Origin of the sequence: Bacteroides muris (ex Afrizal et al. 2022) (assembly GCF_004793475.1) — a bacterium.
GTDB classification, from domain to species: Bacteria; Bacteroidota; Bacteroidia; order Bacteroidales; family Bacteroidaceae; genus Bacteroides; species Bacteroides muris.
Genome location: NZ_SRYZ01000013.1, coordinates 31,592 through 57,471 on the forward strand (window position 1 = coordinate 31,592; position 25,880 = coordinate 57,471).

Annotated in this window: 20 protein-coding genes; 11 read left to right on the top strand and 9 right to left on the bottom strand. The window is 46.9% G+C overall.

Features of this window, described 5'->3' with window-relative positions:
- Positions 1–76: 76 nt before the first annotated feature.
- From E5355_RS07760 to dxs, 4 genes are all read right to left on the bottom strand, one after another.
- Complete coding sequence (locus E5355_RS07760) at positions 77–448, bottom strand: hypothetical protein (protein ID WP_005823953.1); 372 nt, start codon at positions 446–448, stop codon at positions 77–79.
- 103 nt (positions 449–551) lie between these two features.
- A complete protein-coding gene (locus E5355_RS07765) occupies positions 552–2,003 on the bottom strand; it encodes a TrkH family potassium uptake protein (protein WP_005835219.1) in 1,452 nt (483 codons plus the stop codon).
- A 21-nt stretch (positions 2,004–2,024) separates the two neighbouring features.
- Positions 2,025–3,365, bottom strand: coding sequence for a Trk system potassium transporter TrkA (trkA, locus tag E5355_RS07770; protein ID WP_136009882.1), 1,341 nt, complete (start codon positions 3,363–3,365; stop codon positions 2,025–2,027).
- A gap of 87 nt (positions 3,366–3,452) precedes the next feature.
- Positions 3,453–5,360: a 1-deoxy-D-xylulose-5-phosphate synthase gene (gene dxs / locus E5355_RS07775; RefSeq protein WP_136009883.1), complete on the bottom strand. Its 1,908-nt coding sequence runs from the start codon at positions 5,358–5,360 to the stop codon at positions 3,453–3,455.
- A 527-nt stretch (positions 5,361–5,887) separates the two neighbouring features.
- Between dxs and E5355_RS07780 the strand changes: the two genes are divergently transcribed.
- The 6 genes from E5355_RS07780 (at position 5,888) to E5355_RS07805 (ending at position 14,926) form a co-directional block, all read left to right on the top strand.
- Positions 5,888–6,427: a hypothetical protein gene (locus E5355_RS07780; RefSeq protein ID WP_136009884.1), complete on the top strand. Its 540-nt coding sequence runs from the start codon at positions 5,888–5,890 to the stop codon at positions 6,425–6,427.
- Positions 6,428–6,718: 291 nt separating this feature from the next.
- Positions 6,719–7,708, top strand: a complete 990-nt coding sequence (locus tag E5355_RS07785; protein ID WP_136009885.1) for a GSCFA domain-containing protein — start codon at positions 6,719–6,721, stop codon at positions 7,706–7,708.
- Positions 7,684–10,209 carry a bifunctional UDP-N-acetylmuramoyl-tripeptide:D-alanyl-D-alanine ligase/alanine racemase gene (locus tag E5355_RS07790; RefSeq protein ID WP_136009886.1) on the top strand — a complete coding sequence of 842 codons (2,526 nt, stop codon included), beginning with the start codon at positions 7,684–7,686 and terminating at the stop codon, positions 10,207–10,209. Before E5355_RS07785 ends, E5355_RS07790 begins: the two co-directional genes overlap by 25 nt.
- Positions 10,210–10,333: 124 nt before the next feature.
- Positions 10,334–10,549 (top strand): Sec-independent protein translocase subunit TatA/TatB, encoded by a 216-nt coding sequence (locus E5355_RS07795; protein WP_136009887.1) that lies wholly within the window; start codon positions 10,334–10,336, stop codon positions 10,547–10,549.
- Positions 10,550–10,679: 130 nt separating this feature from the next.
- The gene (gene tatC, locus E5355_RS07800) at positions 10,680–11,498 is read left to right on the top strand and encodes a twin-arginine translocase subunit TatC (protein ID WP_136009888.1); all 819 of its coding nucleotides are present in this window, start codon (positions 10,680–10,682) and stop codon (positions 11,496–11,498) included.
- The gene (locus E5355_RS07805; RefSeq protein WP_168354299.1) at positions 11,498–14,926 is read left to right on the top strand and encodes a DEAD/DEAH box helicase; all 3,429 of its coding nucleotides are present in this window, start codon (positions 11,498–11,500) and stop codon (positions 14,924–14,926) included. The genes tatC and E5355_RS07805 overlap by 1 nt, the downstream gene beginning before the upstream one ends.
- A gap of 324 nt (positions 14,927–15,250) precedes the next feature.
- On the opposite strand, the gene E5355_RS07810 is transcribed toward E5355_RS07805, so the two are convergent.
- The 3 genes from E5355_RS07810 to E5355_RS07820 form a co-directional block, all read right to left on the bottom strand.
- The gene (locus E5355_RS07810; protein ID WP_136009890.1) at positions 15,251–16,741 is read right to left on the bottom strand and encodes an MFS transporter; all 1,491 of its coding nucleotides are present in this window, start codon (positions 16,739–16,741) and stop codon (positions 15,251–15,253) included.
- A 136-nt stretch (positions 16,742–16,877) separates the two neighbouring features.
- On the bottom strand, positions 16,878–17,834 hold the full coding sequence (kduI, locus tag E5355_RS07815; RefSeq protein WP_136009891.1) for a 5-dehydro-4-deoxy-D-glucuronate isomerase: 957 nt from the start codon (positions 17,832–17,834) through the stop codon (positions 16,878–16,880).
- Positions 17,835–17,862: 28 nt separating this feature from the next.
- Positions 17,863–19,254 carry a PTS galactitol transporter subunit IIC gene (locus E5355_RS07820; protein WP_136009892.1) on the bottom strand — a complete coding sequence of 464 codons (1,392 nt, stop codon included), beginning with the start codon at positions 19,252–19,254 and terminating at the stop codon, positions 17,863–17,865.
- Positions 19,255–19,857: 603 nt separating this feature from the next.
- Here E5355_RS07820 and E5355_RS07830 point away from each other — a divergent pair.
- From E5355_RS07830 to E5355_RS07840, 3 genes are all read left to right on the top strand, one after another.
- A complete protein-coding gene (locus E5355_RS07830; RefSeq protein WP_136009894.1) occupies positions 19,858–20,427 on the top strand; it encodes an RNA polymerase sigma-70 factor in 570 nt (189 codons plus the stop codon).
- Positions 20,428–20,531: 104 nt separating this feature from the next.
- Entirely contained in the window at positions 20,532–20,903 is a 372-nt protein-coding gene (locus E5355_RS07835) for a hypothetical protein (RefSeq protein WP_246866908.1), read from the top strand.
- Positions 20,882–22,015, top strand: coding sequence for a metallophosphoesterase (locus tag E5355_RS07840; RefSeq protein WP_136009895.1), 1,134 nt, complete (start codon positions 20,882–20,884; stop codon positions 22,013–22,015). The genes E5355_RS07835 and E5355_RS07840 overlap by 22 nt, the downstream gene beginning before the upstream one ends.
- Before the next feature lie 153 nt (positions 22,016–22,168).
- Here E5355_RS07840 and E5355_RS07845 read toward each other — a convergent pair whose 3' ends face one another.
- The gene (locus E5355_RS07845; protein WP_136009896.1) at positions 22,169–22,822 is read right to left on the bottom strand and encodes an HAD family hydrolase; all 654 of its coding nucleotides are present in this window, start codon (positions 22,820–22,822) and stop codon (positions 22,169–22,171) included.
- Between the two features lie 372 nt (positions 22,823–23,194).
- Here E5355_RS07845 and E5355_RS07855 point away from each other — a divergent pair, with 372 nt between their 5' ends.
- Both E5355_RS07855 and E5355_RS07860 read left to right on the top strand, forming a co-directional pair.
- A complete protein-coding gene (locus E5355_RS07855) occupies positions 23,195–24,052 on the top strand; it encodes an enoyl-ACP reductase FabI (protein WP_136009897.1) in 858 nt (285 codons plus the stop codon).
- Complete coding sequence (locus E5355_RS07860; RefSeq protein WP_136009898.1) at positions 24,052–24,756, top strand: SAM-dependent methyltransferase; 705 nt, start codon at positions 24,052–24,054, stop codon at positions 24,754–24,756. The genes E5355_RS07855 and E5355_RS07860 overlap by 1 nt, the downstream gene beginning before the upstream one ends.
- Here E5355_RS07860 and E5355_RS07865 read toward each other — a convergent pair.
- Complete coding sequence (locus E5355_RS07865) at positions 24,722–25,840, bottom strand: hypothetical protein (protein ID WP_136009899.1); 1,119 nt, start codon at positions 25,838–25,840, stop codon at positions 24,722–24,724. The genes E5355_RS07860 and E5355_RS07865 overlap by 35 nt on opposite strands.
- Positions 25,841–25,880: the final 40 nt, after the last annotated feature.

Sequence of the window (25,880 nt, forward strand, 5' to 3'; positions counted from 1 at the left end):
ACATCGCACCGGAGGACAAAACCTCTGATTTGTTGTCCGGCGAGGTCAGGGGCAAGCGTCTGCGCTTGCAGGCCTTCTAAATGATAATCTTTCTTAGCCCGAACACGTAATAATTCGCGTCGGGTACGGGATGAGGAGACAGATTCAACAAACGGTCGCATTCCGGTGCATAGGCATGCTGCTGCATCTTGTAGATGTACATGCGCAGGAGTACGCTTTTGTTGGTTGGTACTTGCGTATGGTCTACATGTTCTATGCAGAGGGAGTTTGGTGAAAACAAGTCGTAGAACTTCTGGACTGCTTGTTGGGTGGTAGGAGCTTGTGACAGCGTACAGCATTCTGCTTGTCGGGTGGCAGGAACGCACAAAATATCTGCAGCTCCGGTTGCACTGTCGTGCAATAGGGCTGCAAAGATTATGATTAAACAGTATTTAATGCATTGCTTCATACCACAATTCTCTCTTTCAAGGACGCAAAGATATAATAAGTATTGTTCAATTTGCTATCCCCGCATAACAAAAAATGATTATTTTTACACTTTTTATCCTAAATCAATTCCGTTTCCAGAAATCCGGTGTGAAAAGCAGCAGTACGGTAAATAACTCAAGACGACCCAGAAGCATTAAAAAGGATAACAGCCATTTAGCTGCATCGGGCAGGGCATTCCACGAATAGGCAGGTCCGGTTTCACCCAATCCGGGTCCCATATTACCGATACTGGAAATGACGCAGCCCATTGATTCTTCAGCCCCGACACCCATAGCCATCATGAGCAGTGTGCCGATGACTATAATGGAGATATAAATAAAACAAAAAGCCAGTACGGTGGAGACAATGGAGGGAGAGATTACCTGCTTGTTTATCCGTACCGGAAGTATGGCATTGGGGTGTAGGATGTGTTTGAACTCGTTTCGTGAGACTTTGGTAAGAATTACCATACGTATACACTTCAAGCCTCCGGTGGTACTGCCTGCACACGCTCCCATCAGCATGATGATGGTAAGCAGCCCCCACAAGACGGGTGTCCATTGCATATAGTCATCTGTCGCAAAACCGGTGGAGGTCTGGAGGGAGATTACCTGGAACAAGGATTTGCGGAAGGATTCTTCCATCCCCATGGGACTGGTATAGTAAAGCACGATGGCTATGACGGCAGTGAAGAGCACAACTGAACCGAAATAGAATTTCAGCTCGGCATTGCCGATGAACTTCTTGAATTTCCGGTTGACGAACAATAATAGCAAGGTGAAGTTGATGCCGGAGATAAACATGAAAATGGAGATGACATATTCTATATAAGGAGAATTGTAGTAGGCAACGCTGGCCTGCTTGGTGGAGAAGCCACCGGTACCGGTAGTGGCAAATGCATGGCAGATACTGTCGAACCAGTCCATACCTCCAAGCATCAGCAGACCGACAAGCAGAGCGGTTATGCCGGCATAGATACTCCAAATCCATTTGGCGGTGATACCGATACGGGGATGAACCTTGTCATGTGTAGGGCCGCTTGCCTCGGCGGCGAACACCTGCAGGCCACTGACTCCGAAGATGGGAAGCACTGCAATGGTGAACATGATGATTCCCAAGCCGCCAATCCACTGTGTCATACTGCGCCAGAACAGTATTCCATGAGGAAGTGACTCGATGTCGTCCAAGATGGTGGCACCCGTACTGCTGAAACCGGACATGGTTTCGAAGAATGCATTGGCAATGTCGGGTATGTATCCGCCTATATAGAAAGGCAGCATTCCGAAAAGAGAGAATGCCACCCAGGCAAAGCTGACCAGTACATATCCGTCACGGCGCGTCAGTTGCCGTTCACCTCCCTTGCCGAGAGCCGCCAGCAATAAGCCTACCCCTGCTGTGATGCCTCCTGCTTTCCAGAAGTCGAGCATATCGCTTTCTCTGTAGTAGAAGGACACGCCCGAACAGACCAGAAACATGACTGTTTCCAGCAATAGCAGAATACCGATAATCCGTATGATTGTCTTGAAGTTAATCATTTACCAACTACTCATTCTCAATTAGTTAAAGTATTTTTCGATTTTCTTAATCATCATGTTCAGGCAGAATACCACTACATGGTCACCCGGCTGTATCAGGGTGTTACCCATAACCACGATGCCTTCCCCCTGACGGATAAGTCCGCCGATGGTGGCTCCTTTCGGGAGGCCGAGGTCTTTTACCGGATGTTTGGTAATCTTCGAGCCGGCCTTAACGGTAAATTCCGCTACATCGGCATTGGCAAAGGTCAGGCATTTCACGTTGCTGACGTCCGCATCCAGCATCATCTGGTAGATGTGGCTGGCGGCAATCATCTTCTTGTTGATGACGGTTCCTATATCCAGGCTCTCGGCCATGCCGATGTAGTCGATGTTCTCTACTTCGGCCACGGTCTTGGCAACTCCCATGCGTTTGGCGGCGAGGCAGGCCAGGATATTGGTTTCCGAGTTGTCGGTCAGAGCCACGAAAGCTTCCGTGTTCTTTAGCCCTTCCTCTACAAGGAGATCCATGTCGCGTCCGTCACCGTTGATAATCATGGTACTGTCGTCCAGCAGTTCGGTCAGGCGATTGCAACGGGATAAGTCGTTTTCAATGATTTTCAACTGCATGTAGTCGGGTACGTATTGGGCGGTACGCACGGCGATGCGGCTGCCGCCCATGATCATCACGTTGCGTATGTCGGCATATTCTTCTTTACCGGCTATCTTGCGTATGTAGGGGATGTATTTGCGGGTGGTAGTGAAGTAGACGATATCGTGCAGGCGGATAGTGTCGTCACCTCGCGGAATTTTTGTTTCGCTGCCTCGCTTGATGGCCACTATGTGGTAGGGCATCTCCGGTCCTCCCAGTTCGTGGAGGGGAATGTTCAGTATTTCGGCCTTTTCGCGCATCTTGGTACCTATCAGTACCAAGGCACCTCCGCAGAATTCCCACCATTGCCGTACCCAGCTCATGCGTACGGCTGATACAATCTCTTTAGCAGCAAGCATTTCAGGATAAATAAGTGAATCCACGCCTAATTTCTTGAAGAATTCCTTGTGTTTGGGCAATAGGTATTCGTAATTGTCAATGCGTGCCACGGTCTTTTCCGCTCCCAGGTTGGTGGCCAGCATGCAGGCGGTCATGTTGCGGCTTTCGTCGGGGGTGACGGCTATGAAGAGGTCGGCTTCTCCCGCTCCCACTTCTTTCAGACCTTTGATAGAGGTGGGAGATGCCACGACGGTCATCAGGTCGAAGTTGGAACTTAGGGAAGTCAGCCTTTCTTCGTTATCGTCCATCAGAATGATATCCTGCTTCTCGCGGGACAGCAATTTAGCCAAGTGTGTGCCTACTGCGCCGGCACCTGCAATAATTATTTTCACAATGTTTTAGAGAATAAAGAATGAAGAATGAAGAATGAAGAGTTTCCTTACGGACGGCTGTATGGGTGTAGCCGGACTTTTCATTCGTCAATCATCGTCCTTAATTAATATATTATAGATTCCCTCTTCGTCCATCTCGCAAAGATGATGCAACTCTTGTATAGTACCGTGTTCTATAAAGGCATCGGGTACACCGATACGTCTGATATGGGGAATATAGTCATTGTCTGCCATGAACTCCAGTACGGCACTGCCCATTCCTCCTTTTTTGACGCCGTCTTCTATGGTGACGACATGCTGGAAGTTGAGTCCTACCTCGTGCAGCAGGGCTTCGTCGAGCGGCTTGAGAAAACGCAGGTCGTAGTGGGCTATGGAGAGTCCTTTGTCCTTTTCCGCACGCTCTATGGCACGAGCGGCTACATTTCCTATGGGGCCGAGGGTGATGACTGCCAGGTCTTTGCCTTCTTTCAGTTTACGCCCTTTGCCTATGGGTACTTCTTCCAGCGGACATTTCCAGTCCAGCAATGCGCCGCGTCCGCGGGGATAGCGGATGACGAACGGACCTTTGTCCGGCAACTGTGCGGTGTACATCAGGCGGCGCAATTCATGTTCGTCCATCGGTGAAGATATGGTCAGGTTGGGAATCGGACGGAAATAGGCCAAGTCGAAAACTCCGTGGTGTGTCGGTCCGTCTTCTCCCACCAGTCCGGCGCGGTCCAGACAAAGCACGACGGGGAGGCGGAGCAGGGCGATGTCATGGATGACATTGTCGTATGCCCGCTGCATGAAGGAAGAGTAGATATTGCAGAAAGGCTGCATTCCCTCTTTGGCCATACCGCCCGAGAAAGTGGCGGCATGCCCTTCGGCAATACCCACATCGAAGGCACGGTCGGGCATGGCGTCCATCAGCTTGTTCATGGAGCAGCCGGTGGGCATGGCGGGGGTTACTCCGACGATTTTCGGATTTTCCTTTGCCAGTTCTACCAGTGTTTCCCCGAACACGTCCTGAAAAAGCGGAGGCAAGTTGCTGGTATCTGTCTTGAGGCGTTCTCCGGTTTCCGGATTGAACTTGCCCGGTGCGTGCCAGATGTCCGGATTCTTCTCGGCAGGTTCGAAGCCTTTTCCCTTCACGGTGTGCAGATGCAGTATTTTCGGTCCCTGCATATCTTTGATGTCCCGCAGGACACGGGCTATGTTTTTCACATCGTGTCCGTTGATGGGGCCGAAGTAGCGGATGTTCATCCCTTCAAAGATATTCTGTTGCCGGGCGGCCATTGATTTCAGGCTGTTGGCAAAGCGGATTAGTGCTTTGCGGCGGTCTTCGTTCAGGAGTCCCATTTTGAATAGCAGTCTGGATGTCTTGAAGCGCAACTGGTTGTAGCGGTTGCTGGTAGTCAGGTTGAAAAGGTACTGCTTCATGCCACCTACACTTCTGTCTATCGACATATCGTTGTCGTTGAGAATGATGAGAAGGTTGTTGGGGGTGGACGAAGCGTTGTTCAGTCCCTCGAAAGCCAGACCGCCGCTCATGCTTCCGTCACCGATGACGGCAACTACGCGCCGGTCTTTTTCTCCCTTCTTGGTTGCGGCTACCGCCATGCCGAGAGCCGCCGAAATGGAATTTGACGCATGTCCGCAGGCGAATGTGTCATAATCGCTTTCCTCCGGTGAAGGAAAAGGACGGACTCCCTTGAATTTACGGTTGGTGGAGAATGCTTCGCGGCGTCCGGTCAGTATCTTGTGTCCATACGCCTGATGGCCCACATCCCAGACTATGCGGTCGTGCGGAGTGTTGAACACGTAGTGCAAGGCAACGGTCAGCTCTACCGTGCCCAGGCTGGCTGCGAAATGTCCGGGGTTACACGAAACCTCTTTTATAATGTCTTGCCTCAATTCTTTACAGACTTCAGGAAGCTCTTCTACGCTGAGTTGTCGTAAATCCTCGGGAAATGTAATGGTGTTAAGCAAGTTATATGTTGTTGGTTCTGTTCTCATTTCTAATCTGAAGATTACAAGATGCAAAAATAGCAAAAGAAAACGGATGCTATTTGCTTTTCAAGGAAAAAATCGCGCATCTTCCATGGCTTTTTCATTTATTGGAGGAGTTTAAGAGGGGGGATTGCCCTTCGGGTTCAGTATCCAAAGCCGATACTTCTGTGAATACATACGCAAGGGTATCGGTTCTGACATCTTTAACTCCTAACGGAGAGAAGTGATAGCTCCTGTAAATGAAAAAGCTGTGAGCGGGCAGATTACTGCCAATATGTTGGCAATGTCTTGCCAACATGCGGTCAAACTTTTGCCAACTTATTGGCAAAAGTTTGCCTGGCTGTTGTCAAAAGATGAAGTAAATACACGGCTTTTTCATTTAAGGAAGCTGTGGGTACATGCAATAAAAAAGTGAAATCAAGCTTGCGGATATGCGTTCCAAAGTAAGTATTCAACAAATACTTCAGAACGAATACTATAATCAACCGAATAAAACTTATGTGTTGGGTACTCACGTAGGCTATTCATACTATATGAATGAATATAGTTATATTCAGCCTGAATATAATTTTACGCACAAAACTCAGGATAAGGATTCTCACCGCTATTTGCTCGATAGGCTGGAAGAGGAAGGTGTATTCGGTTCACTGCCTGTTGGTTATCATTCTGTGCTTGATGCTGACAATAGCTTTACTTCGCGATACCGGGACAACACACATCAGCTGTCAGTACGTATAAGCCACTGGACGAAACGCTTTTCTTTTATAGTAACTCCACAAGTCTATATTTTCGATCAGTCATTGGACTACCGACGTGGCGGCAAGCATCATTGTGTGAACCGCAACACGGCTTCGTTCGCTTTGGCTTCATGGACAGAGATGGTGTATAGTTTCGCTTTTAAAGATGACCCCTTTATGGGGGCGCAATCCACGCAAAACATCAAGTTGAGCTACCTGATAACTCCCCGCACACCCGACTTGGCCTATTTGGTGCCTATCAAAAATGCTGTTGCCCCGTTGAACATCTACGAAGGCGTGGAGAAACTCGCTGCAAATACGGCATGTGAATCATGAGTTTTCCATTGGTTCGTCAACGGGATGCGATGCAGTGCGGAATTGCTTGCCTCACAATGTCATGCAAGATGTGAAAATCTCTCTTGAACGCATCAATGAAATTCATTGTTCGCAAGATGAACAAAAGCTTGTAGGCAAACTTACCGATTTTGCTCGTGTGGATAAGTCTGTTCTTTTCTTGTTTTGGCTGTTTGCAAGCATAAAATGATTACGTTTTGTAATTATTTCATGGCTTTCTTTCATTATCTTTGTTGCCTTGAAATGACGACTCATAAAATGTAGTGAAGACATATGAACTTACGTACCCCAGTTGAACTGCCTGCCGGATTGTTCCGGATGAAGCATGCCGACCACTTGATGCTGCTCGGTTCTTGTTTTGCTGCCGAAATGGGGGAAAGGCTGCTGAACATTAAATTCCGTTGTAACGTTAACCCGTACGGGGTGATTTATAATCCACTTTCCATCTCTGTCGCATTGCGGGAGATAGAAGCCGGGAAGAGTTATGGAACAGAGGAACTTTTCCTTTTTCGTGAACTTTGGCATAGCCCTATGCACCATGGTGAATTTTCTTCTTCTGATAAGGAAAAAGTGTTGGAAAACATCAACACCCGACTACGGGAGGCACATGCTGCCTTCTCTCAATTGGACTACCTTCTGCTTACTTTTGGTACGGCGTGGGTTTATGAGTCCAAAGAGAGTGGACGTGTGGTATCCAACTGCCACAAACAACCGGAGGCAAAGTTTACACGTCGTAAGCTTTCTGTGGATGAAATTGTGTTTGATTATAGGAACTTGTTGTCGGATGTACTGTTGCGAAACCCTAAGCTGAAAGTATTGTTTACCGTTAGTCCCATCCGTCATGTCCGCGATGGATTGCATGCCAATAACCTAAGTAAAGCAACTTTGCTGTTGGCTGTCGAGCAACTTCAGACACTTTTTCCGGAACATGCTTTTTACTTTCCGGCTTATGAGCTGCTGCTCGACGAATTGCGTGACTATCGCTTTTATGCCGACGATATGGCGCATCCTTCTAAGCTTGCTGTCGATTATGTCTGGGAGCGATTCGTGCATTCCTGCATCTCTGCCGATGCGTTACGGATTATGGAAGAAAGTGAAAATATCCGTAAGATGTTGTCGCATAAACCATTTTATCCCGCTTCAGAAGAGTATAAGCGTTTTTTAGGACAAATTGTGTTAAAAATAGACCAACTTAACGGAAAATACCCGTACTTAGATTTCCAAAAAGAGAGAGAAATATGTCGTATTCGATTGAAAGCATAACCGAAAGTATTGGCGCACGGCGTGTGGGAAACGCGCCGGCTACGATAGACTGGCTGCTCACAGACAGCCGTTCCTTGAATTTTCCTGAGGAAACATTATTCTTTGCCTTGACCACCAAGAGGAATGACGGTGCGCGCTATATCGCAGATTTATATGCCCGTGGAGTACGTAATTTTGTGCTTAGCGAAGAAAGCTTTAGATTAATTGAGCATGGAGAATTGAAAATTGATAATGATGCGCAGCAACCCGCTATCCATTTTCAATCTTCCACTGTCAACTACCTTGTTGTTTCCAATCCGCTGAAAGCCCTGCAAAAACTGGCGGAACAGCATCGGAATCAGTTCCAGATACCGGTCATCGGTATTACGGGAAGCAACGGCAAGACTGTTGTGAAGGAATGGCTGCACCAGTTGCTCTGTCCGGAACGCGCCATTATCCGTTCTCCCCGCAGTTATAACTCCCAGATTGGAGTGCCTTTGTCCGTGTGGCAGATGAACGAACAGTCCGAACTTGCTATTTTTGAAGCCGGTATTTCCGAGCCGGGGGAAATGCGAGCTTTGCAGAACATCATCAAGCCTACCATAGGCATCCTGACCAATATAGGAGGGGCTCATCAGGAAAATTTCTTCTCGTTGCAGGAGAAATGCATGGAGAAGCTGACGCTTTTCAAGAATTGTGATGTAGTGATTTATAATGGTGACGATGAGTTCGTCAGCAACTGTGTGGCGAAGTCCATGCTTTCTGCACGTGAGATTGCGTGGAGCCGGAAAGATATGGAACGTCCTTTATATATAAGTAAGGTCGAGAAACAGGATAACTGTACTGTCATTTCCTACCGCTATCTGGATATGGACAATACGTTTACTCTACCGTTCATAGATGATGCTTCCATTGAGAATTCGCTGAACTGTTTGGCCGCATGTCTCTATCTGATGCTTCCTGCCGAACGGATTACGGAGCGTATGGAAAGGCTGGAACCCATTGCCATGCGTCTGGAAGTCAAAGAGGGAAAAAACAACTGCCTGCTGATTAACGACAGTTATAATTCTGACCTTGGCTCATTGGATATTGCACTCGATTTTCTTTACCGCCGTTCGCAAAGTAAGGGATTGAGGCGGACTTTGATACTTTCGGATATATTGGAGACCGGTCAGAATACACCGGCACTTTACCGGCAAGTGGCACAGCTGGTAAGTAGCCGTGGCATTGAACACATCATAGGTGTAGGAAATGAAATATCTTCCTGCGCTGCACGCTTTAATATAGAGAAAACCTTTTATCCGGATACAGCGGCCTTGATACACGCCATTCAGCGTGGGGAACTTCGCCTTGAAAACGAGATTATCCTGATTAAGGGGGCGCGTAAGTTCGGTTTTGACTCCTTGACGGAAGTATTGGAGAAGAAGGTGCACGAAACCATTCTGGAGGTTAATCTTGGAGCGATGATTGCCAATCTGAACTATTATCGTGGCAAGCTGAAGCCGGAAACAAAGTTGGTCTGCATGGTGAAAGCCTCCGCTTACGGTGCAGGTTCTTATGAGATAGCCAAGACTTTGCAGGAACATCATGTCGATTATCTTGCCGTGGCGGTTGCCGACGAAGGCTCCGAACTCCGCAAAGCGGGTATCACTGCGAGCATCATCATTATGAATCCTGAGATGACTGCTTTCAAGACTATGTTCGATTATAAGTTGGAACCCGAAGTATATAGCTTCCATCTGCTGGACGCTCTGATTAAAGAAGCGGAAAAGGAAGGTATCACAAACTTCCCCATCCACGTAAAGCTGGATACCGGTATGCACCGTCTGGGATTTGCTCCGGAGGATATGCCCCGGCTGATAGAACGGCTGAAGGGACAGAATGCCGTGATTGTCCGTTCCGTCTTCTCGCATTTGGTAGGGAGCGATTCGCAGCAATTCGACAGTTTTACACGTCGGCAGATAGAAATGTTCGAAAAAGCGTCCATGGAATTGCAAGGAGCTTTTTCGCATAAGATACTTCGCCATATCTGTAATTCTGCAGGTATCGAACGTTTCCCGGGAGCGCAATTCGACATGGTGCGTCTGGGTATCGGTCTTTATGGTGTCAATCCCATAGACAATTCTATTATGAATAATGTAAGCACATTGAAGACTACCATCCTTCAGATACGTGATGTTCCTGAAGAGGATACGGTGGGCTATAGCCGGAAAGGGCATCTCACCCGTCCGTCGCGTATAGCGGCTCTTCCCATCGGTTACGCCGACGGCCTGAACCGCCATATTGGAAACGGGCATGCCTATTGTCTTGTAAACGGCCAACGGGCAGCCTATGTAGGCAATATCTGTATGGATGTCTGTATGATTGACGTGACGGACATTGATTGCAAGGAGGGGGACAGTGTGGAAATTTTTGGTGACCATCTGCCTATAACCGTTCTTTCTGATGCACTCGATACGATTCCCTATGAGGTGCTGACAAGCATCTCTACTCGGGTGAAACGTGTTTATTATCAAGACTGAAATAGAGGATGATAGGGAAGGATTGAGAATTAGGGGTGAAGGATTGTGATAAAATTAATCCTTAATCCTTCACCCCTAATCCTTAATTTTCCTATCTTTGCATTATAATTAATCCGATATAACTATGACAAACTTACTTTTATTAGGCTTTCTGCCCAGCGGTTCCGAATGGATAATCATTGCATTGGTTATCTTGCTGTTATTTGGTGGTAAGAAGATTCCTGAACTGATGCGTGGTTTAGGCAAGGGAGTGAAGAGCTTTAAAGATGGTGTGAACGAAGCCAAAGAAGAAATAAGCAAGGCTCAGGAAGATTTGGATAAACCGGCTGAGAAGAAATAAAAAGATTTACGATTTACAATTTGCGATTTGATACTCTGTAAACTTCAGGAGTATGTACAGACTTGTTGCCTTTCATCTTGCGTGCCTAAGTCGTAAATCATAAATCGCAAATCGTAAATATATTAGTTTTATGGCAGAAAAAGAACTAACCTTTTGGGACCATTTGGACGAGTTGCGCCGAGTGTTGTTCCGTGTACTCGGTGTGTGGTTTGTATTGGCTATCGGTTATTTTATTGCCATGCCTTATCTGTTTGACAATGTGATACTGGCTCCTTGCCATAATGATTTCATTTTCTATGACTTGCTGCGTTGGATTGGGCAGAAACTGGATTTGCAGGATGATTTTTTTACTCAGGAGTTTCATGTGAAGCTTGTCAATATCAATCTTGCCGCACCGTTCTTTGTCCACATGTCTACCGCTTTCTGGATGTCGGTGGTAACGGCTGCTCCTTATATTTTCTATGAGATTTGGCGCTTTGTGAGTCCAGCCCTCTATCCAAACGAGCGCAAAGGGGTGAGGAAAGCGCTGGGTATAGGTACGGTGATGTTCTTCATGGGGGTGTTGCTGGGGTATTTTATGGTCTATCCGCTGACTTTGCGTTTCCTGTCCACCTATCAGTTGAGTGCAGCCATCGAGAATCAAATTTCCCTGAACTCGTACATCGACAATTTCATGATGTTGGTGCTTTGCATGGGACTGGCGTTCGAACTGCCGCTGGTGACATGGCTACTTTCCTTGCTGGGACTGGTACACAAGAGTTTCTTGCGGAAATACCGCCGTCATGCTGTTGTCATTATTGTTATTGCCTCGGCCATCATTACTCCGACCGGTGACCCGTTTACCTTGACAGTAGTGGCGGTGCCGCTTTATCTGCTCTATGAGTTGAGTATCCTGATGATAAAGGATAAAAAGACTGATGAAGTGGAAGAAGTGGAGACAGACGAATGATGGATTGTGAAGTAAAGGAATATTTTAGTATATTGCTGGAAGCTTGTCGCGGTGAGGAAATCTCCTTGGACGTGGCCTATCGGCAATTGCGCGAGTTGTTGGAGCGTTTGTGCCGTACACAGATGCCTGACAGCAGTTTGCAGATGACAGACCTTTCTGCACGTATCAGTTTCGTGGCTTCGAAGGCTGGGCTTTCCACCGTGGAGCAAAATCGTCTGCATACTTTCCGGCTGACTTCCAATGCTATCCTGAACCGCCAGGCAGAGCCGCAACGTGAACAATTGCTGCGTGATGCCAAAACGTTGGCATTCTTTGTAAAGCGCTTGACGGGGGAGGAGATACCTGCGGATCTCTATCGCCTGTTACCCCGTGCGGATGCCACCTATATAGTGGCGCCGCCCGCCAAAGAGCGGATAAAGCGCATGCGTGTCTGTTTTCAGTATGCCGATGATACCTGTTTGTATGTATTACCTGTAGATACTGTGGCCGATGAGCCGTTGCGTGTCCGTTACAATGTACCTCAAATTAATGAAGAGTTTGCAGAAACCTGCCGGATTCTGTGGCGGCATGCCCAGATCAATCTGCTGGATGTTGCGGTGGACGAAGCCGGCATACTCACTCCTTCCTTTATTATACTTGAGCCCGATTACTTGATAGACATCAGTTCGCTTGCCGAATGTTTCAAGGATTATGGGCATCATCCGGCTAACTATATCCTGGCGCGGCTCCAGTCGCCGGACAATACCCGTCCGTTACTGTTGGGTAATATTGCCAACCTTTTTCTGGACGAATGGATTCATGCCAAGGAGGTACCCGATTATCTGGCATGCATGAAGAAGGCCTTCCGTTCTTACCCTATCGAACTGGCAGCATGTGGCGACCTGCGCGACCGGGAGAAAGAAGCTGAATTCTTTTCTGATTGCAAGCGCCATTTCGACAATATCTGTCAGACAGTGACAGAAACATTCCGTGCATCCGGCTATGAGCTCGATAGGACTGATGCCGTGCTGGAACCCTCTTACATTTGTGAAGCATTGGGCTTGCAAGGGCGTCTGGACTATATGCAGCGGGATATGACCTCGTTCATTGAAATGAAGTCAGGCAAGGCGGACGAGTATTCCATTCGGGGCAAGGTGGAGCCTAAAGAAAATAATAAGGTGCAGATGTTGCTCTATCAGGCTGTGTTGGAGTATTCTATGGGAATGGACCACCGGTGTGTAAAGGCTTATCTGCTCTATACCCGTTATCCGTTGCTCTATCCGGCGCGTCCTTCGTGGGCAATGGTGCGCCGCGTGATGGATGTGCGTAACCGGATTGTAGCCAATGAATATGGCATCCAGTTACGGAATAGCCCGCAGTATACGGCAGAGCGCCTGAAAGACATTCGTCCGGACACCTTGAACGAGCGTGGTTTGGACAATACCTTGTGGAAACGTTTCCTTTATCCCTCTATCGATGCTGTAGCACAACGCATTTGTTCTCTTTCGTCGTTAGAGCAAAGTTATTTCTATACGCTCTATAACTTTATAACTAAGGAACTCTATACCTCCAAATCTGGAGATGTAGATTATGAAGGACGTACCGGTGCTGCCGCCCTCTGGCTTTCCACTCTGGCTGAGAAATGTGAGGCAGGTGAAATTCTGTACGATTTGACTATTTGCGAGAATCATGCGGCAGATGCGCATAAGCCGTATTTGTCACTCAGAACGAAGCAAACTGTTGTTTCCCGGCAGGAGCGGGTTCTTCCCAATTTCCGTCAGGGTGATGCGGTGGTTCTTTATGAACGGAATAAGGATACCGACAACGTTACCAACAAGATGGTGTTTAAAGGCAATATAGAGCGCATATCCGATGACGAAGTTTGCATCCGTCTTCGTGCCACGCAGCAGAATGCGGGGGTATTGCCTGCTGCTAGTCTCTATGCCATAGAGCACGACTATATGGACACCTCCTTCCGTAGCATGTATCTGGGACTTTCCGCTTTTCTTTCTGCCACCCAAAGACGGCGTGACTTGTTGTTGGGGCAGCGCCCTCCCGAATTCGATGCTTCTTTGGATGCCAGTATTGCGACCGCTCCGGATGATTTTTCGCGGATTACTTTGAAAGCGCAGGCTGCCCGCGACTATTTCCTTTTAATTGGTCCTCCGGGTACCGGCAAGACTTCCCGTGCGTTGCGGGGCATGGTAGAAGCCTTTTACCGGGAGGGGAAACAGATTCTGCTGCTTTCGTATACCAATCGCGCCGTAGACGAAATCAGTAAGGCGCTGGCTTCCATTGAGCCGGAAATATACTTTATCCGTCTAGGCAGTGAGTTGTCTTGCGACGAGTCATTCCGTCCGTATCTGATTGAGAATGTGCTGGAATCTTGTGCCACTCGGCGGCAGGTGCAGGAGCGCATTGCCCGTTGCCGTGTTTTTGTCGGTACGGTTGCCACGCTTTCTTCCAAGACCGAGCTTTTTCGGTTGAAGACTTTTGATGTAGCGATTGTGGATGAGGCTACCCAAATTTTGGAACCACAACTGCTGGGGGTGCTCTGTACCCGCAATCCCGCAGGTGCGGATGCCATTGGCAAATTTATTTTGATAGGTGACCATAAGCAGCTGCCTGCAGTGGTCTTGCAGTCGTCCCAACAGTCGGAAGTGTGTGACGAAGCATTGCAGGCCATCGGATTGTATAATTTGAAAGATTCCCTTTTCGAACGCCTTTATAGAAACCTGTCCAGAGAGGGTGTCAATCGCCAGGCATCAACCTCTCGTTCTTCATCCCTTATCCCTCATCCCTCTTATGACATGCTCTGCCGTCAGGGGCGCATGAATATCGAAGTAGCTTTGTTTCCTAACCAGGCTTTTTATGGTGGTCTGCTGGAGCCGGTTGGTCTGCCACACCAGCAGGGCGAGCTGAGCCTTGCTCCTGAGTTGTGTGATTGTGAATTTGCCGATTTGTTGACTCGTCGTGTCGCTTTTCTGCCTTCCGCAGTCGAACCGCCGGCACAGTCGGCCAAGATGAACCATTCGGAGGCGCGGATTGTGGCACGGTTGGCAGCGGCCATCTACCGGCAGTATGCTGCTGTTTCCGGTTTCAATCCGGCTGTCACTTTAGGTGTAATTACTCCTTATCGCAGTCAGATAGCCTTGATTAAGAAAGAGATTGCCACTTTGGGTATTGCTCCTTTGGAGGATATATTGGTAGACACCGTGGAACGCTTCCAAGGTAGCGAACGGGATGTCATTATCTACTCTTTCTGTGTGAATCGGGCCTATCAGTTGAAGTTTCTGGCAAATATGACGGAGGAAAACGGTACTTGGATTGACCGGAAATTGAATGTTGCCCTTACTCGTGCCCGTAAGCAGATGTTTATGACAGGAGTGCCGCAACTATTGAAACTTAATCCTATTTATGCCGAGCTTTTGTCGGTAGTTTGTCATTGACAACTGCGCTATTTAGTAAATTTTAAATATTTTCAGCTTCTTTATATAGTTTATTAATAACGCTGTGTGAGATAAACCATTATCTTTGCATCACGTTTTTTTCATAGAGATTTAGATTTAAGGTTAGAAGAATTGTGGAAGTCGTGAGACTTCCCTTTTTTTCATCTTAAATTGTGTTCCATTTACAGTTTTTTGTTTTTGACTGTAATTGAACGAAGAAAAGCCATTTCGTGAGAAAAGGCTTTTTTTGTGCGGAGTTTGCAAGGCATGTAATGCACTTTGCAAACTCTGCATGGCTCTGAATATCTATAAAAAGACTTCTGATTAGTCCACTATAATCGGTTTGTACCTCGGAACCAGTGCCTTCATGATGCACCAGCCTATCAGGTAGGACACTGCACACACACAGAAGATGATGAAGTATCCGGCAGGTTTGCCCTGGAATCCAAGAAATACCATTTGTGTCTTGTCGGCATAGTCGAACAGCAAACCGGAACTCATGTTAATGAGGAATGAGCTGATGCCGCCTGCCATACCTCCGATTCCCACAATGGTGGCAATTGTGCTCTTGGGAAACATATCACCTACTACAGAATAGATATTGGCCGACCAAGACTGATGGGCCGCGCCTGCAATACCTATGATGATAATCGGGAACCAATAGGCTTGTTCGCCGAATACCTCCTTATTGCCCAATGGTTGTGCAAACAATGCCAATAGTGGGAACAGTGCGAAGATGAACATGGCCTGCATGCGTGCGGCATAGGGGTTCTTGCCAGTCTTGTTAATAATGATGGTGGGCAGTTTCCCGCCATAGATGGACAGCATTGTGATGGCATAGAGCATGAAGATAAGCATCTGTGCTGTGGGAGTATCTGAGGAGAATCCGTAAACGTCCGAGATGTATGCGGGTGCCCAGAAGAGGAAGAACCACCATACACCGTCCGTCATGAACTTGCCGAAAAATACAGCCCAAGTCTGCGGATATTTGAAACATTGCAGGAAAGAAATGCTTTTTTCGTCGTTGGTTGCCGGAGTAGCTGTTTTTTTATCCTCCTCGTTGTCTTTGTCTTGTTCTATATACGTCAGTTCAGCAGCGTTTACGTGTGGATTTTCATCAGGCTTCTTATACATGAACATCCACAGTCCCATCCAGATGAAACCCAATCCGCCGATAACAATAAAAGCCATTTCCCAGCCGTTGCCCACGCCCATGCGTTGGAAGTAGCGGGCCAGGGTAGGGATACACAATGGGGCTATCAGTGCTCCGATAGTAGAGCCGGCATTGAAGATGGAAGTGGAGAAGGCGCGGTCTTTTTTGGGAAAATATTCGGCTGTCACCTTGATGGCGGCAGGAAAGTTTCCTGCTTCACCAATGCCCAGTATGATACGGGTGGCAATGAAGTAATAAACGCTGGTGATGGCTATGGTAGAGGCCAATGCACCGGTAGCGCTAATCATGTTGGCGGCATTTTCAATGCCGAGGGTTATTTCTGTGGCAAGTCCGCAGAGGGCGTGCATACAAGCGCCGATAGACCATACGGCAATGGCCCATAAATATCCTTTCTTCGTTCCCATCCAGTCGATGAAACGTCCGGCAAACAGGTTGCCTAAGGCATAGACGATGGAAAAGATAGCCGTGATGTAGCCGTAGTGTGTATCAGTCCAGTGGAATTCGGGGGAGATGAAATCTTTCCAGGTCAATGAAAGAACCTGGCGGTCGAGGTAGTTGACGGTTGTCGCGAAGAATAGCATGGCGCAGATAATCCAGCGGTAATTGGTCATCCGCCCCGTAGTGTTTTGAAATGTACTCATGATAATAGATTTATATTTTGATGCAAATGCAGGGGCTTGTGTGTTATTCGAGGTGTAATATCGGGTAAAAAGGATGTAGAAAATGACAAAAATAGGCATGGACTTAGTCCATGCCTATCGGGTGTTACGGGCAACTTTATTTCATATCGTTGTATTTGATTTCGTCTTTGTCACTGTATTTCAGGTTTTCACCGCCCATACCCCAGATGAAAGTATAGTTGCTGGTTCCGGCAGCAGCGTGGATAGACCATTCGGGAGAAGTGATGGCTTGTTCGTTGTGCAGCCATATCAGACGTTCTTCCTGCGGTTCGCCCATCAGGTGACAGATAGCGTTGCCGGGTTTCAGGTTAAAGTAGTAGTAAGCTTCCATGCGGCGAGTGTGCGTGTGGGCAGGCATGGTATTCCATACGGAGCCGGGAGCCAGTTCCGTGAGTCCCATCTGCAACTGGTTGGTACCACCGTCTTTCACTCTTTCCAATACATCTTTCACAATCAGCTGATTTACGATGCGGTCGTTGCTGTCCTCCATTTTTCCATAATGGTCGGAGATACCCAGTGCATATTTCTTGGGGTTGGCTTTCTGAAGCTTGGCATCGGTCGTAATCAGCTGGGTGACGTAGGGCTTGTAGGCCGGAGCCGAGTTGATGTAAAACTTGGCAGGATTGGTGGCGTCGTTGCTCTTGAAGGTTACTTCCTTATTTCCGCAGCCTACGTAAAGGGCTTCCTTATATTTCATGGGATATTCCTTACCGTCTACGGTTACTACTCCGTCACCGCCGGTATTGATGACACCCAGTTCGCGACGTTCGAGGAAGTAAGTGATTTCCGGACCCAGTTCACGGAACACTTCCAACTTCAATGTCTTGTTCACCGGCATAGCGCCACCGTAAATCAATCGGTCGTAGAGGGTGTAGGTTACGTTGATTTCATCCGGAGCCATCACTTTGTCCATCATGAATCTGCTGCGCAGCAGTTCCGTGTCATAATGCTTCACGTCCTGCGGATGGCAGGCGGTCTGCACTTTGTAATTCACTTGGGCATTGGCTGCCATGGCAGCTGCTCCCATCATAAATGCAAGTACTAACTTTTTCATAATTGCGTTACTATTTAATTTTTAACTTTTAATTTTTGATTGATTTCTGGTATTTGATGATAGCACGACGGTTCATAATCATCAGGAACAATGTGCATAATGCAAGGATACCGGAACCTATCCATTTCAGCGAGTAGGTCAGGTGGAAAATGACCCAAGCAAAGGGGCTGGATGCGAAATCCAGTGCACCGCCTTCAAAGCCGGCAGGAATATTTACGGCAGCATCTTGTGTCTTTTCGTATACATCGTGGGCTGCTTGTGTGAAATAGGGGGCGAGGTTTGTTACGAAATAAAGGCCGATGGTCAGTACAACCAGTCCGATGATGAACGTCTTTATTACATTCCCTTTCGTGATGGGCAGTACTAACGGGAAGAGATAGAACATTCCGGCCAGCGACGCCAAAGGCAGGAACTGGTTACCCGGCAGGATGACAGCCAACAGTATGGTTACGGGAATCAGCAGCAGGGAAACTACCAGCGTTGCAGGATGGCCGATAACCAATGCGGGACTCATACCGATGTTCAGACCGACAGCACCTTTGAATTTCTTGGCAATCAGTTCGCGGGTAGCATCGGAGATAGGCTTCAAGCCTTCGATGAACAAAGCGGTGATACGCGGAATCAGTTCCATCACGGCGCCCATCTTGATACCCAAACCTAATATATAAGGTATCTTGTCTACCAGTTCCTGACCGTTCTTGCAAGACAAGGCACCGATGCCGCAACCTACCAGAATTCCCAGGAACAAAGGCTCACCCAGCAGCCCGAATTTCTTCTTCATGCCTTCCGCATCGATGTTCAATTTGTCAAAACCGGGGATTTTGTCCAATGCTTTATTGATGACTACGGCAAATGGAACGAAACCTGCGCAGAAAGGCTGGGGAATGGAGATACCCTCCATCTTGTCGTAGAATCCCTGAAATTTGTCGGCGGTATAGTCGGCCATGATCAGGGTAATGATATAGCAGATGATAGCGGCGAAGAAGCCCCACCAGATATTGTCGCTGGCAAAATAAACAACTGCGCCGATAAATGCGAAATGCCAGTAGTTCCAAAGGTCGATATTGACCGTACGGGTTGTTTTCGTTAATAACATCAGAAGATTTACTCCCAAACATACCGGAATGATGAATGCACCCACTGATGTATTATAGGCTACAGCTGCAGCCGCAGGCCATCCCATGTCGAATACTTTCAATTGAAGACCGTAAATTTCAACGACTTGGCTCAGAGCAGGACCGAGGCTGCTGGTCAACAACGCAGTGACTACTGACAGACCTACGAAGCCGACGCCTACCAACAGACCGCTCTTTAATGCCTTGCTGAACTTGATGCCGATGCATAATCCCAAAATTGTAAAGATTATAGGCATCATCACTGCTGCTCCTAAGCCGATGATATAACCGAAAACTTGTTCCATTTTTTGTGATTTAATTAGATAATTGATAATGTTTTGCAATAGTATGAATTAAAAAACGGGCTCAAAAATAAGACCTTTTCTCAATTAATCAAACTTGAAAAGCATAATTATTAGTAAATGGAATGATTTCGGACGAAATTGGTCGTTATCGTGCACAAAAATGCTCGTTTCCGTACACGAAAACCGGATAATACACCCTCTGCATTGAAAAGCATACGTCCGTTTAGAAAGAAAGCATTACTTTTGTTCTTGGAAATGAAACCGGTCTTATGCCAAAAAATGAATGACGACATGAAGATGAATTTAATTTGTAAATTTATTATATCAGCATTTATGTCGATTACGAGAGTCGGGGGGGAGGAGGGAACTGACCCTCATGTACGTGCCTTTCTCTCCCGCCCACAGTGTGGGGATGCTTCAAGTGGAAAATGGGAATGACGCTGACGGAATATAGAAATGAAGGAATGAAAAACAACACATTCGGGTGGAGCTTATGGAAAACTCCATCCGATATTGATTTATGGGAAAAAGATTTAGAGGATTGATAGTTATATTGGTTATATTCTGAGAATTTAACTATATTAGCGCCCGAAAAGCATAAATATGGCGCTAAATCTGATAAAAAAGGATAAGTCTCGTTCTGTTGTAAGCATTAAGCTGGATGAGCAAGAGTTTCATAATATTTTTAAGGAATATTATGCGGCGCTTTGTTCCTTCGCGTTCCAATACATGGAGGATGCGGATATGTCAGCAGATATAGTACAAGACGTATTTGCCAAGTTGTGGCAGATAAGAGACGATTTCTTTTATCTTCATCAGGTGAAAGCTTTTCTTTATACGGCCGTACGTAACCATGCCTTGAACGAACTTGAGCATTCGAAGGTAGCTCATGAATACGAGCAAAAGATTATAGCCAAAAAGACAGATGCTTTTTTTCGTGATGCGATTGTGGAAGAAGAGACTTTCCGGATTCTGTCAGAAGCTATAGAGAAACTTCCTACCCAAATGAGAGCTATCATGCAGTTGGCTCTGGAAGGTAAAAAGAATGCAGAAATAGCAGAGCGTCTCAATGTCTCTCCTGAAACGGTACATACTCTTAAAAAAGTGGCTTATAAAAAGCTCCGTGCATTCCTTACCGATTATTATTATTATTGCCTTCTGTTATTTATCTAAAAGCACATTTTTTTCTATTTTTTCAAAAAAAAGTCTTTATCGATTCACCATGTTTTCATTTTGGCTTGTATTATCATTAAAGATAGACTAAAACATGCCGGATTATGATAAAAGAATACTTTCATATAGCTTATCTTATTTCCAGGCACCTATCCGGTGAAGTAACACCGGAAGAAAACCGTTTTTTGGATAAATGGCGCAAAGAGAGCAAAAGCCATGAGCAGCTTTGCCAAAAGATTTGTAGTGATGAACATTATGCACAGCACGAAATTCGTAAAATGGAGTTTGATTCGCAGGCTGGATGGAGAGGTGTCGAAGTACGTATCAAGAGGATGGAGCTCAGAAGGAGACATTTGAAACTGTTACGGTACGTTGCTCTTTTTATTGCACCGGTGCTGATATTGGTTTTTGCACTTCAGGATATTTCTGTACCCCATGTCATGGATGACAATCAATTTTTACTGTATTTATTCTAACCTTCATCAGTTCCGGCCTAAGTGCCGGAACTCTTGGTTTAGACGGTAAGAAGAAGGATAAGGAGAGGAAGGAGGAATTGTCGGCAGACGGACCTTATGTGATTTATGAACCGGACGGCAAGGTGCGCGTCATAAGCGTTACAGCCCGGGGGCAGATAGAAGATACGGCTTATACGGTACTTCCTCAGGATTTCACCCTTCATGTCACGGACCACAAAGGGCGTTATCCGTTTGATGTGAAGCTGCATCCGGTCAAACGTCCGGAATGGCAATACAGACAACCGGATAAAGTGTTTGTGATGTCTGACCCCCATGGCAAGTTGAATTGCGTGATGAGCTTGCTGCGGGGCAACAATGTCATTGATAAAGACTACCATTGGAGTTTTGGAACCAACCATCTGGTGGTTATCGGTGATATATTTGACCGTGGCAAAGATGTGCCGCAGATATTTTGGCTGTTCTATAAATTAGAGAAGGAGGCGGCGGATGCAGGTGGTCATGTCTCGTTTCTGTTGGGTAACCATGAACCGCTTGTGACGGCAAATGATTTGCGTTATACCAAAGAAAAGTACAAGACATTGGCTCGAAAACTGGGTATGGATTATCCGGCATTGTTCGGTCCGGACACAGAACTTGGCAGATGGCTTGGTACCCGTAATACGATGCAGACCATCGGACCTAATCTGTATGTACATGCAGGTTTGGGAAAGGAGTTTTATGACCGTGACTTGAATATTCCCACAGTAAATGAGGAAATGAGCCGTGCATTGTTCATGAGCAAGAAGGAACGTAAGGCCCTATCGCCTCTCACGGCTTTCCTATATGGTAATAGCGGCCCTATCTGGTATCGTGGATTGGTACGGACGGATGCAAAATACCATCCATTGGCACAAGACTCCCTGCAACTGATGTTGAAACGTTATGACGTCGAACATATCATTGTGGGGCATACCATCTTTAAGGACATTTCCACTTTCTATGATGGACGGGTGATTGGAGTGAATGTGGATAACGAGGAAAACCGAAAGAAGAAACGTGGGCGCGCTTTACTGATTGACGGGAATACCTATCTTGTGGTGGGAGATAAAGGAGCGATGCGGAAATTGTTCTGAGGCTGTTTTCTTTCTGATTATTTTTTAGGCGTGGAAGTACGTGGATTTCACGGAGAAACAAAGAAAAACTCCGCGTTTTTCGCGTAATCCGCGCCTAAAAAATATCATAATGTAAATATGCGCTTTCGGATAACTGGGGGAGGGAGTGCCCTCTCAAAGAGAGGCGATAACGGCAATGTCCGTAGCATTGTCTACGATATGTGCCGGATGAAACTCTTCCAGTTCTGTGCGGGGACGGAATCCCCAGGTGACCCCGCAGGCGGTGACTCCGGCATTGGCGGCCGTTTGCATATCCACTCCGGAGTCTCCCACATATAACACGTCTTCACGTGATATACGGGTGATGTCCAGAATGTCATGCACCACTGTTGGGTCGGGCTTCACGTTGACCCCTTCCCGCTGTCCGAAGACGGCGGTAAAACGTATGCGGGGAAAATAATGTGAAATCAGTTTCGCGGTAGCCGATTGATATTTGTTGGAAGCCACTGCCAATATCACCCCTTTCTCCTGCAACTGTTCCAGCAGTTCGGGGATGCCGGGGTAGGGGCCGCTTTTATCAGCATTGTGCACGTCATAATAAGGCACAAACTCCTTGCGGACGCGCAAGACGTTTTCTTCGCTCTTTTCCCCCTCCGGAAGGGCGCGCTCGAACAGTTTGTTGATTCCGTTACCAACCATGAAGTTATAGGCCGATTCCGGGTGAGTGGGATAGCCGAGCGCTTGCAAGGCATGGTTTGTGCTTTGTGCCAAATCGGCTATTGTGTTCAGTAAAGTTCCGTCCAGGTCAAATATAATCAACTTCTTCATTGCTTTCTCTATTTTTAGTTTGCTGCAAATATAGGGCTTTTTGCGCTCATGTTCAAATGCAGTTCCGGTTTTCATCAGGTATTTGCAGGATAGGAAGTTCTTGATTGATAATCAGTGTATTATTACTGCATTCCTGCTGTATGCTTTTTGCAGTAGTACTGCAAATAGGTTGCAGCGTTACTGCAAATAGGTTTGCAGCGTGACTGCAACTGCTTTGCAGCATTACTGCAACTGCTTTGCAGTGACACTGCACAAGCGTTGCAGTAGTTTTGCAGTGGTATTTTTTGTCGTTCTTTCCTTTTCTTTGCACACTTTCGGGCTTTTTATGCAAAAACTTCCTATCTTTGCAGCCGAATTTTACTAAAAATAGGTATGAGTTACAATTTGTTGAAAGGAAAAAGAGGCATTATTTTCGGTGCTCTGAATGAGCAGTCCATTGCCTGGAAAGTAGCAGAAAAAGCAGTAGAAGAAGGTGCAACAATCACTTTGTCGAATACGCCGGTTGCCGTGCGTATGGGTGAAGTGTCGGCTCTTTCGGAGAAACTGAATTGCGAGGTGATTCCTGCAGATGCTACAAGTGTAGAAGATTTGGAAAATGTATTCAAACGTTCTATGGAAGTATTGGGCGGCCCGGTTGACTTCGTGCTGCACTCCATTGGTATGTCTCCCAATGTGCGTAAGAAACGTACATATGATGATTTGGATTACGATATGTTGGAAAAGACACTGGATATTTCCGCTGTCTCTTTCCACAAGATGATACAAGCAGCCAAGAAACTCAACGCCATTGCCGACTACGGCTCAGTTCTGGCTCTGAGTTATGTGGCTGCGCAACGTACGTTCTACGGTTACAATGATATGGCAGATGCCAAGGCGCTGCTGGAATCCATTGCCCGCAGCTTCGGCTACATCTACGGACGCGAACACCATGTTCGTGTCAACACCATCTCCCAGTCTCCTACGATGACCACTGCCGGTTCCGGTGTGAAGGGCATGGACAAGTTGTTCGACTTCGCCAACCGCATGTCTCCCCTTGGCAATGCTTCTGCCGACGAGTGTGCAGACTACTGTATCGTGATGTTCTCCGACCTCACCCGCAAGGTCACCATGCAGAACTTGTTCCACGATGGAGGTTTCTCCAGCGTAGGTATGAGTCTTCGCGCCATGGCTACCTATGAAAAGGGCTTGGATGAGTATAAGGATGAAAACGGAAATATCATCTACGGCTAATGGAACTCGCTCTTTATCTTTTGCCAGTCACCCTGGGCGATACGCCTATTGAAACGGTGTTGCCGCCTTATAATAAGGAGATAATACTGGGAATCCGCCATTTCATTGTGGAGGATGTGCGCTCGGCACGCCGATTTCTGAAAAAGGTGGACAAGGGAATGGATATTGATGCGCTGACATTCTATACGTTGAACAAACACACGTCACCCGAAGACATCTCCGGCTATCTGAAGCCGTTGGTGGAGGGGCAGCCGATGGGCGTAATCTCCGAAGCTGGTTGTCCGGCCGTGGCCGACCCGGGCGCAGACGTAGTGGCTATTGCACAACGGAAAAACTTGAGAGTGGTCCCCTTGGTGGGACCCTCTTCCATTATCCTCTCTGTCATGGGTTCCGGCTTCAACGGACAGAGCTTTGCCTTCCACGGTTATCTTCCCATTGAACCGGCAGAGCGTGCCAAAAAGCTGAAGATGCTGGAACAGCGCGCCTACAATGAACATCAGACTCAGCTTTTCATTGAAACGCCTTATCGCAATAATAAGATGATAGAGGATATTCTTCATAACTGCCGTCCGCAGACCAAGCTCTGCATTGCAGCGAACATTACTTGTGAAGGGGAGTATATCAAAACCAAGACAGTGAGGGAGTGGCAGGGCAAGACCCCCGACCTTTCTAAGATTCCTTGTATTTTTCTCTTGTATAAATAATAGCTTCCAGATGCTCGAATTCATATTCCAGGCAACTGCTGAAGAAGTTTCGTCCCAGGTTGTGTCCAATTTGCCGGAACGTCCATAGCTTTCCACCCTTGAAATTCTTATTGCATAGGATGGAGTCATCCTTCAGGTCGAGCGTGAAGAGATAGACCAGACGGTTGGTGGCTTCATTCTCAAAATGATACATGAGGTTGAAGTGCAGATAATCTAATGGAGCGGTGGGAAGCGTTTGCCGTAATATTCTGTGTGCACCCTGTTCCAGTGTTTCTCCGTATATCAGGTATCCCTCTATCAGCAAGTCGATTTTGTTTTTCTCGAAAACGTTGCATTGGGGGCGAGGGAGGAGAAACAGCATGCCGTGTGAGGCAACGGCAATCCTGATGACCGGATTGATATAGTCGTTTTTCCGGTTGATGGTTTCTGAGGCGATGGCTTTCCCCGTGACATCTCCTTTGGTGTTCACTATCGGTACGAAAACCGTGTGGTTCATCACCATATTGAAGTAGAAGATGCCGAACTGGTTGAACAGAATGCCTGATATAAAGACGAGGGGAGGTGCCACATAAAACAGAATGTGGCGGGTAGTGTCTCCCAAAGGGTAACTAATCAGAATCGCCAGGAAGATAATCAGAAAATGCAGCAAGCTTATGATAAGAATTACGCGTGCGGATACGATGGCGGCTTCTGCCCCTTGTGCAAAAAGCTGCTTACAGCATTTATGTGTCTGAGACATGTGGTAGTCCAGAAACCTTCTCTTATTGAGGTAGATGATGAACGGGGGGATGATGGCGCTGATTTCCAGCGTGAACGGAAGCATGAAACGGGGACAGTAGTTTACGAGGAATAGGCTTGTTGCCGACAATAGCAGTAACATTCCTGTAGTACAGTAAAGTATGATTTGCGGAACATGCGTCTCTCTATGCCTTATTGAATGGATGCTAGATAAAAGTCCTGCGCCTGCACCGATGTAGATGGACATGTCCTGCGTTATAAACTCGCATAATATGATGGATATTATAACTGGGATGAATCCCAGTGACATATTGAATCTTGACGATAAAATTCTTTGATGGCTCATTATCCGTATTATGATTTTGTCGTTTACATCATAACAACTG

Excerpts from the sequence above, each read along its gene's own strand:
- E5355_RS07760 (WP_005823953.1), bottom strand. The coding sequence starts at position 448 with ATGAAGCAATGCATTAAATACTGTTTAATCATAATCTTTGCAGCCCTA.
- E5355_RS07765 (WP_005835219.1), bottom strand. The coding sequence starts at position 2,003 with ATGATTAACTTCAAGACAATCATACGGATTATCGGTATTCTGCTATTG.
- dxs (WP_136009883.1), bottom strand. The coding sequence starts at position 5,360 with ATGAGAACAGAACCAACAACATATAACTTGCTTAACACCATTACATTT.
- E5355_RS07780 (WP_136009884.1), top strand. The coding sequence starts at position 5,888 with ATGAATGAATATAGTTATATTCAGCCTGAATATAATTTTACGCACAAA.
- E5355_RS07785 (WP_136009885.1), top strand. The coding sequence starts at position 6,719 with ATGAACTTACGTACCCCAGTTGAACTGCCTGCCGGATTGTTCCGGATG.
- E5355_RS07790 (WP_136009886.1), top strand. The coding sequence starts at position 7,684 with ATGTCGTATTCGATTGAAAGCATAACCGAAAGTATTGGCGCACGGCGT.
- E5355_RS07795 (WP_136009887.1), top strand. The coding sequence starts at position 10,334 with ATGACAAACTTACTTTTATTAGGCTTTCTGCCCAGCGGTTCCGAATGG.
- tatC (WP_136009888.1), top strand. The coding sequence starts at position 10,680 with ATGGCAGAAAAAGAACTAACCTTTTGGGACCATTTGGACGAGTTGCGC.
- E5355_RS07805 (WP_168354299.1), top strand. The coding sequence starts at position 11,498 with ATGGATTGTGAAGTAAAGGAATATTTTAGTATATTGCTGGAAGCTTGT.
- E5355_RS07810 (WP_136009890.1), bottom strand. The coding sequence starts at position 16,741 with ATGAGTACATTTCAAAACACTACGGGGCGGATGACCAATTACCGCTGG.
- kduI (WP_136009891.1), bottom strand. The coding sequence starts at position 17,834 with ATGAAAAAGTTAGTACTTGCATTTATGATGGGAGCAGCTGCCATGGCA.
- E5355_RS07820 (WP_136009892.1), bottom strand. The coding sequence starts at position 19,254 with ATGGAACAAGTTTTCGGTTATATCATCGGCTTAGGAGCAGCAGTGATG.
- E5355_RS07830 (WP_136009894.1), top strand. The coding sequence starts at position 19,858 with ATGGCGCTAAATCTGATAAAAAAGGATAAGTCTCGTTCTGTTGTAAGC.
- E5355_RS07835 (WP_246866908.1), top strand. The coding sequence starts at position 20,532 with ATGATAAAAGAATACTTTCATATAGCTTATCTTATTTCCAGGCACCTA.
- E5355_RS07845 (WP_136009896.1), bottom strand. The coding sequence starts at position 22,822 with ATGAAGAAGTTGATTATATTTGACCTGGACGGAACTTTACTGAACACA.
- E5355_RS07855 (WP_136009897.1), top strand. The coding sequence starts at position 23,195 with ATGAGTTACAATTTGTTGAAAGGAAAAAGAGGCATTATTTTCGGTGCT.
- E5355_RS07860 (WP_136009898.1), top strand. The coding sequence starts at position 24,052 with ATGGAACTCGCTCTTTATCTTTTGCCAGTCACCCTGGGCGATACGCCT.
- E5355_RS07865 (WP_136009899.1), bottom strand. The coding sequence starts at position 25,840 with ATGAGCCATCAAAGAATTTTATCGTCAAGATTCAATATGTCACTGGGA.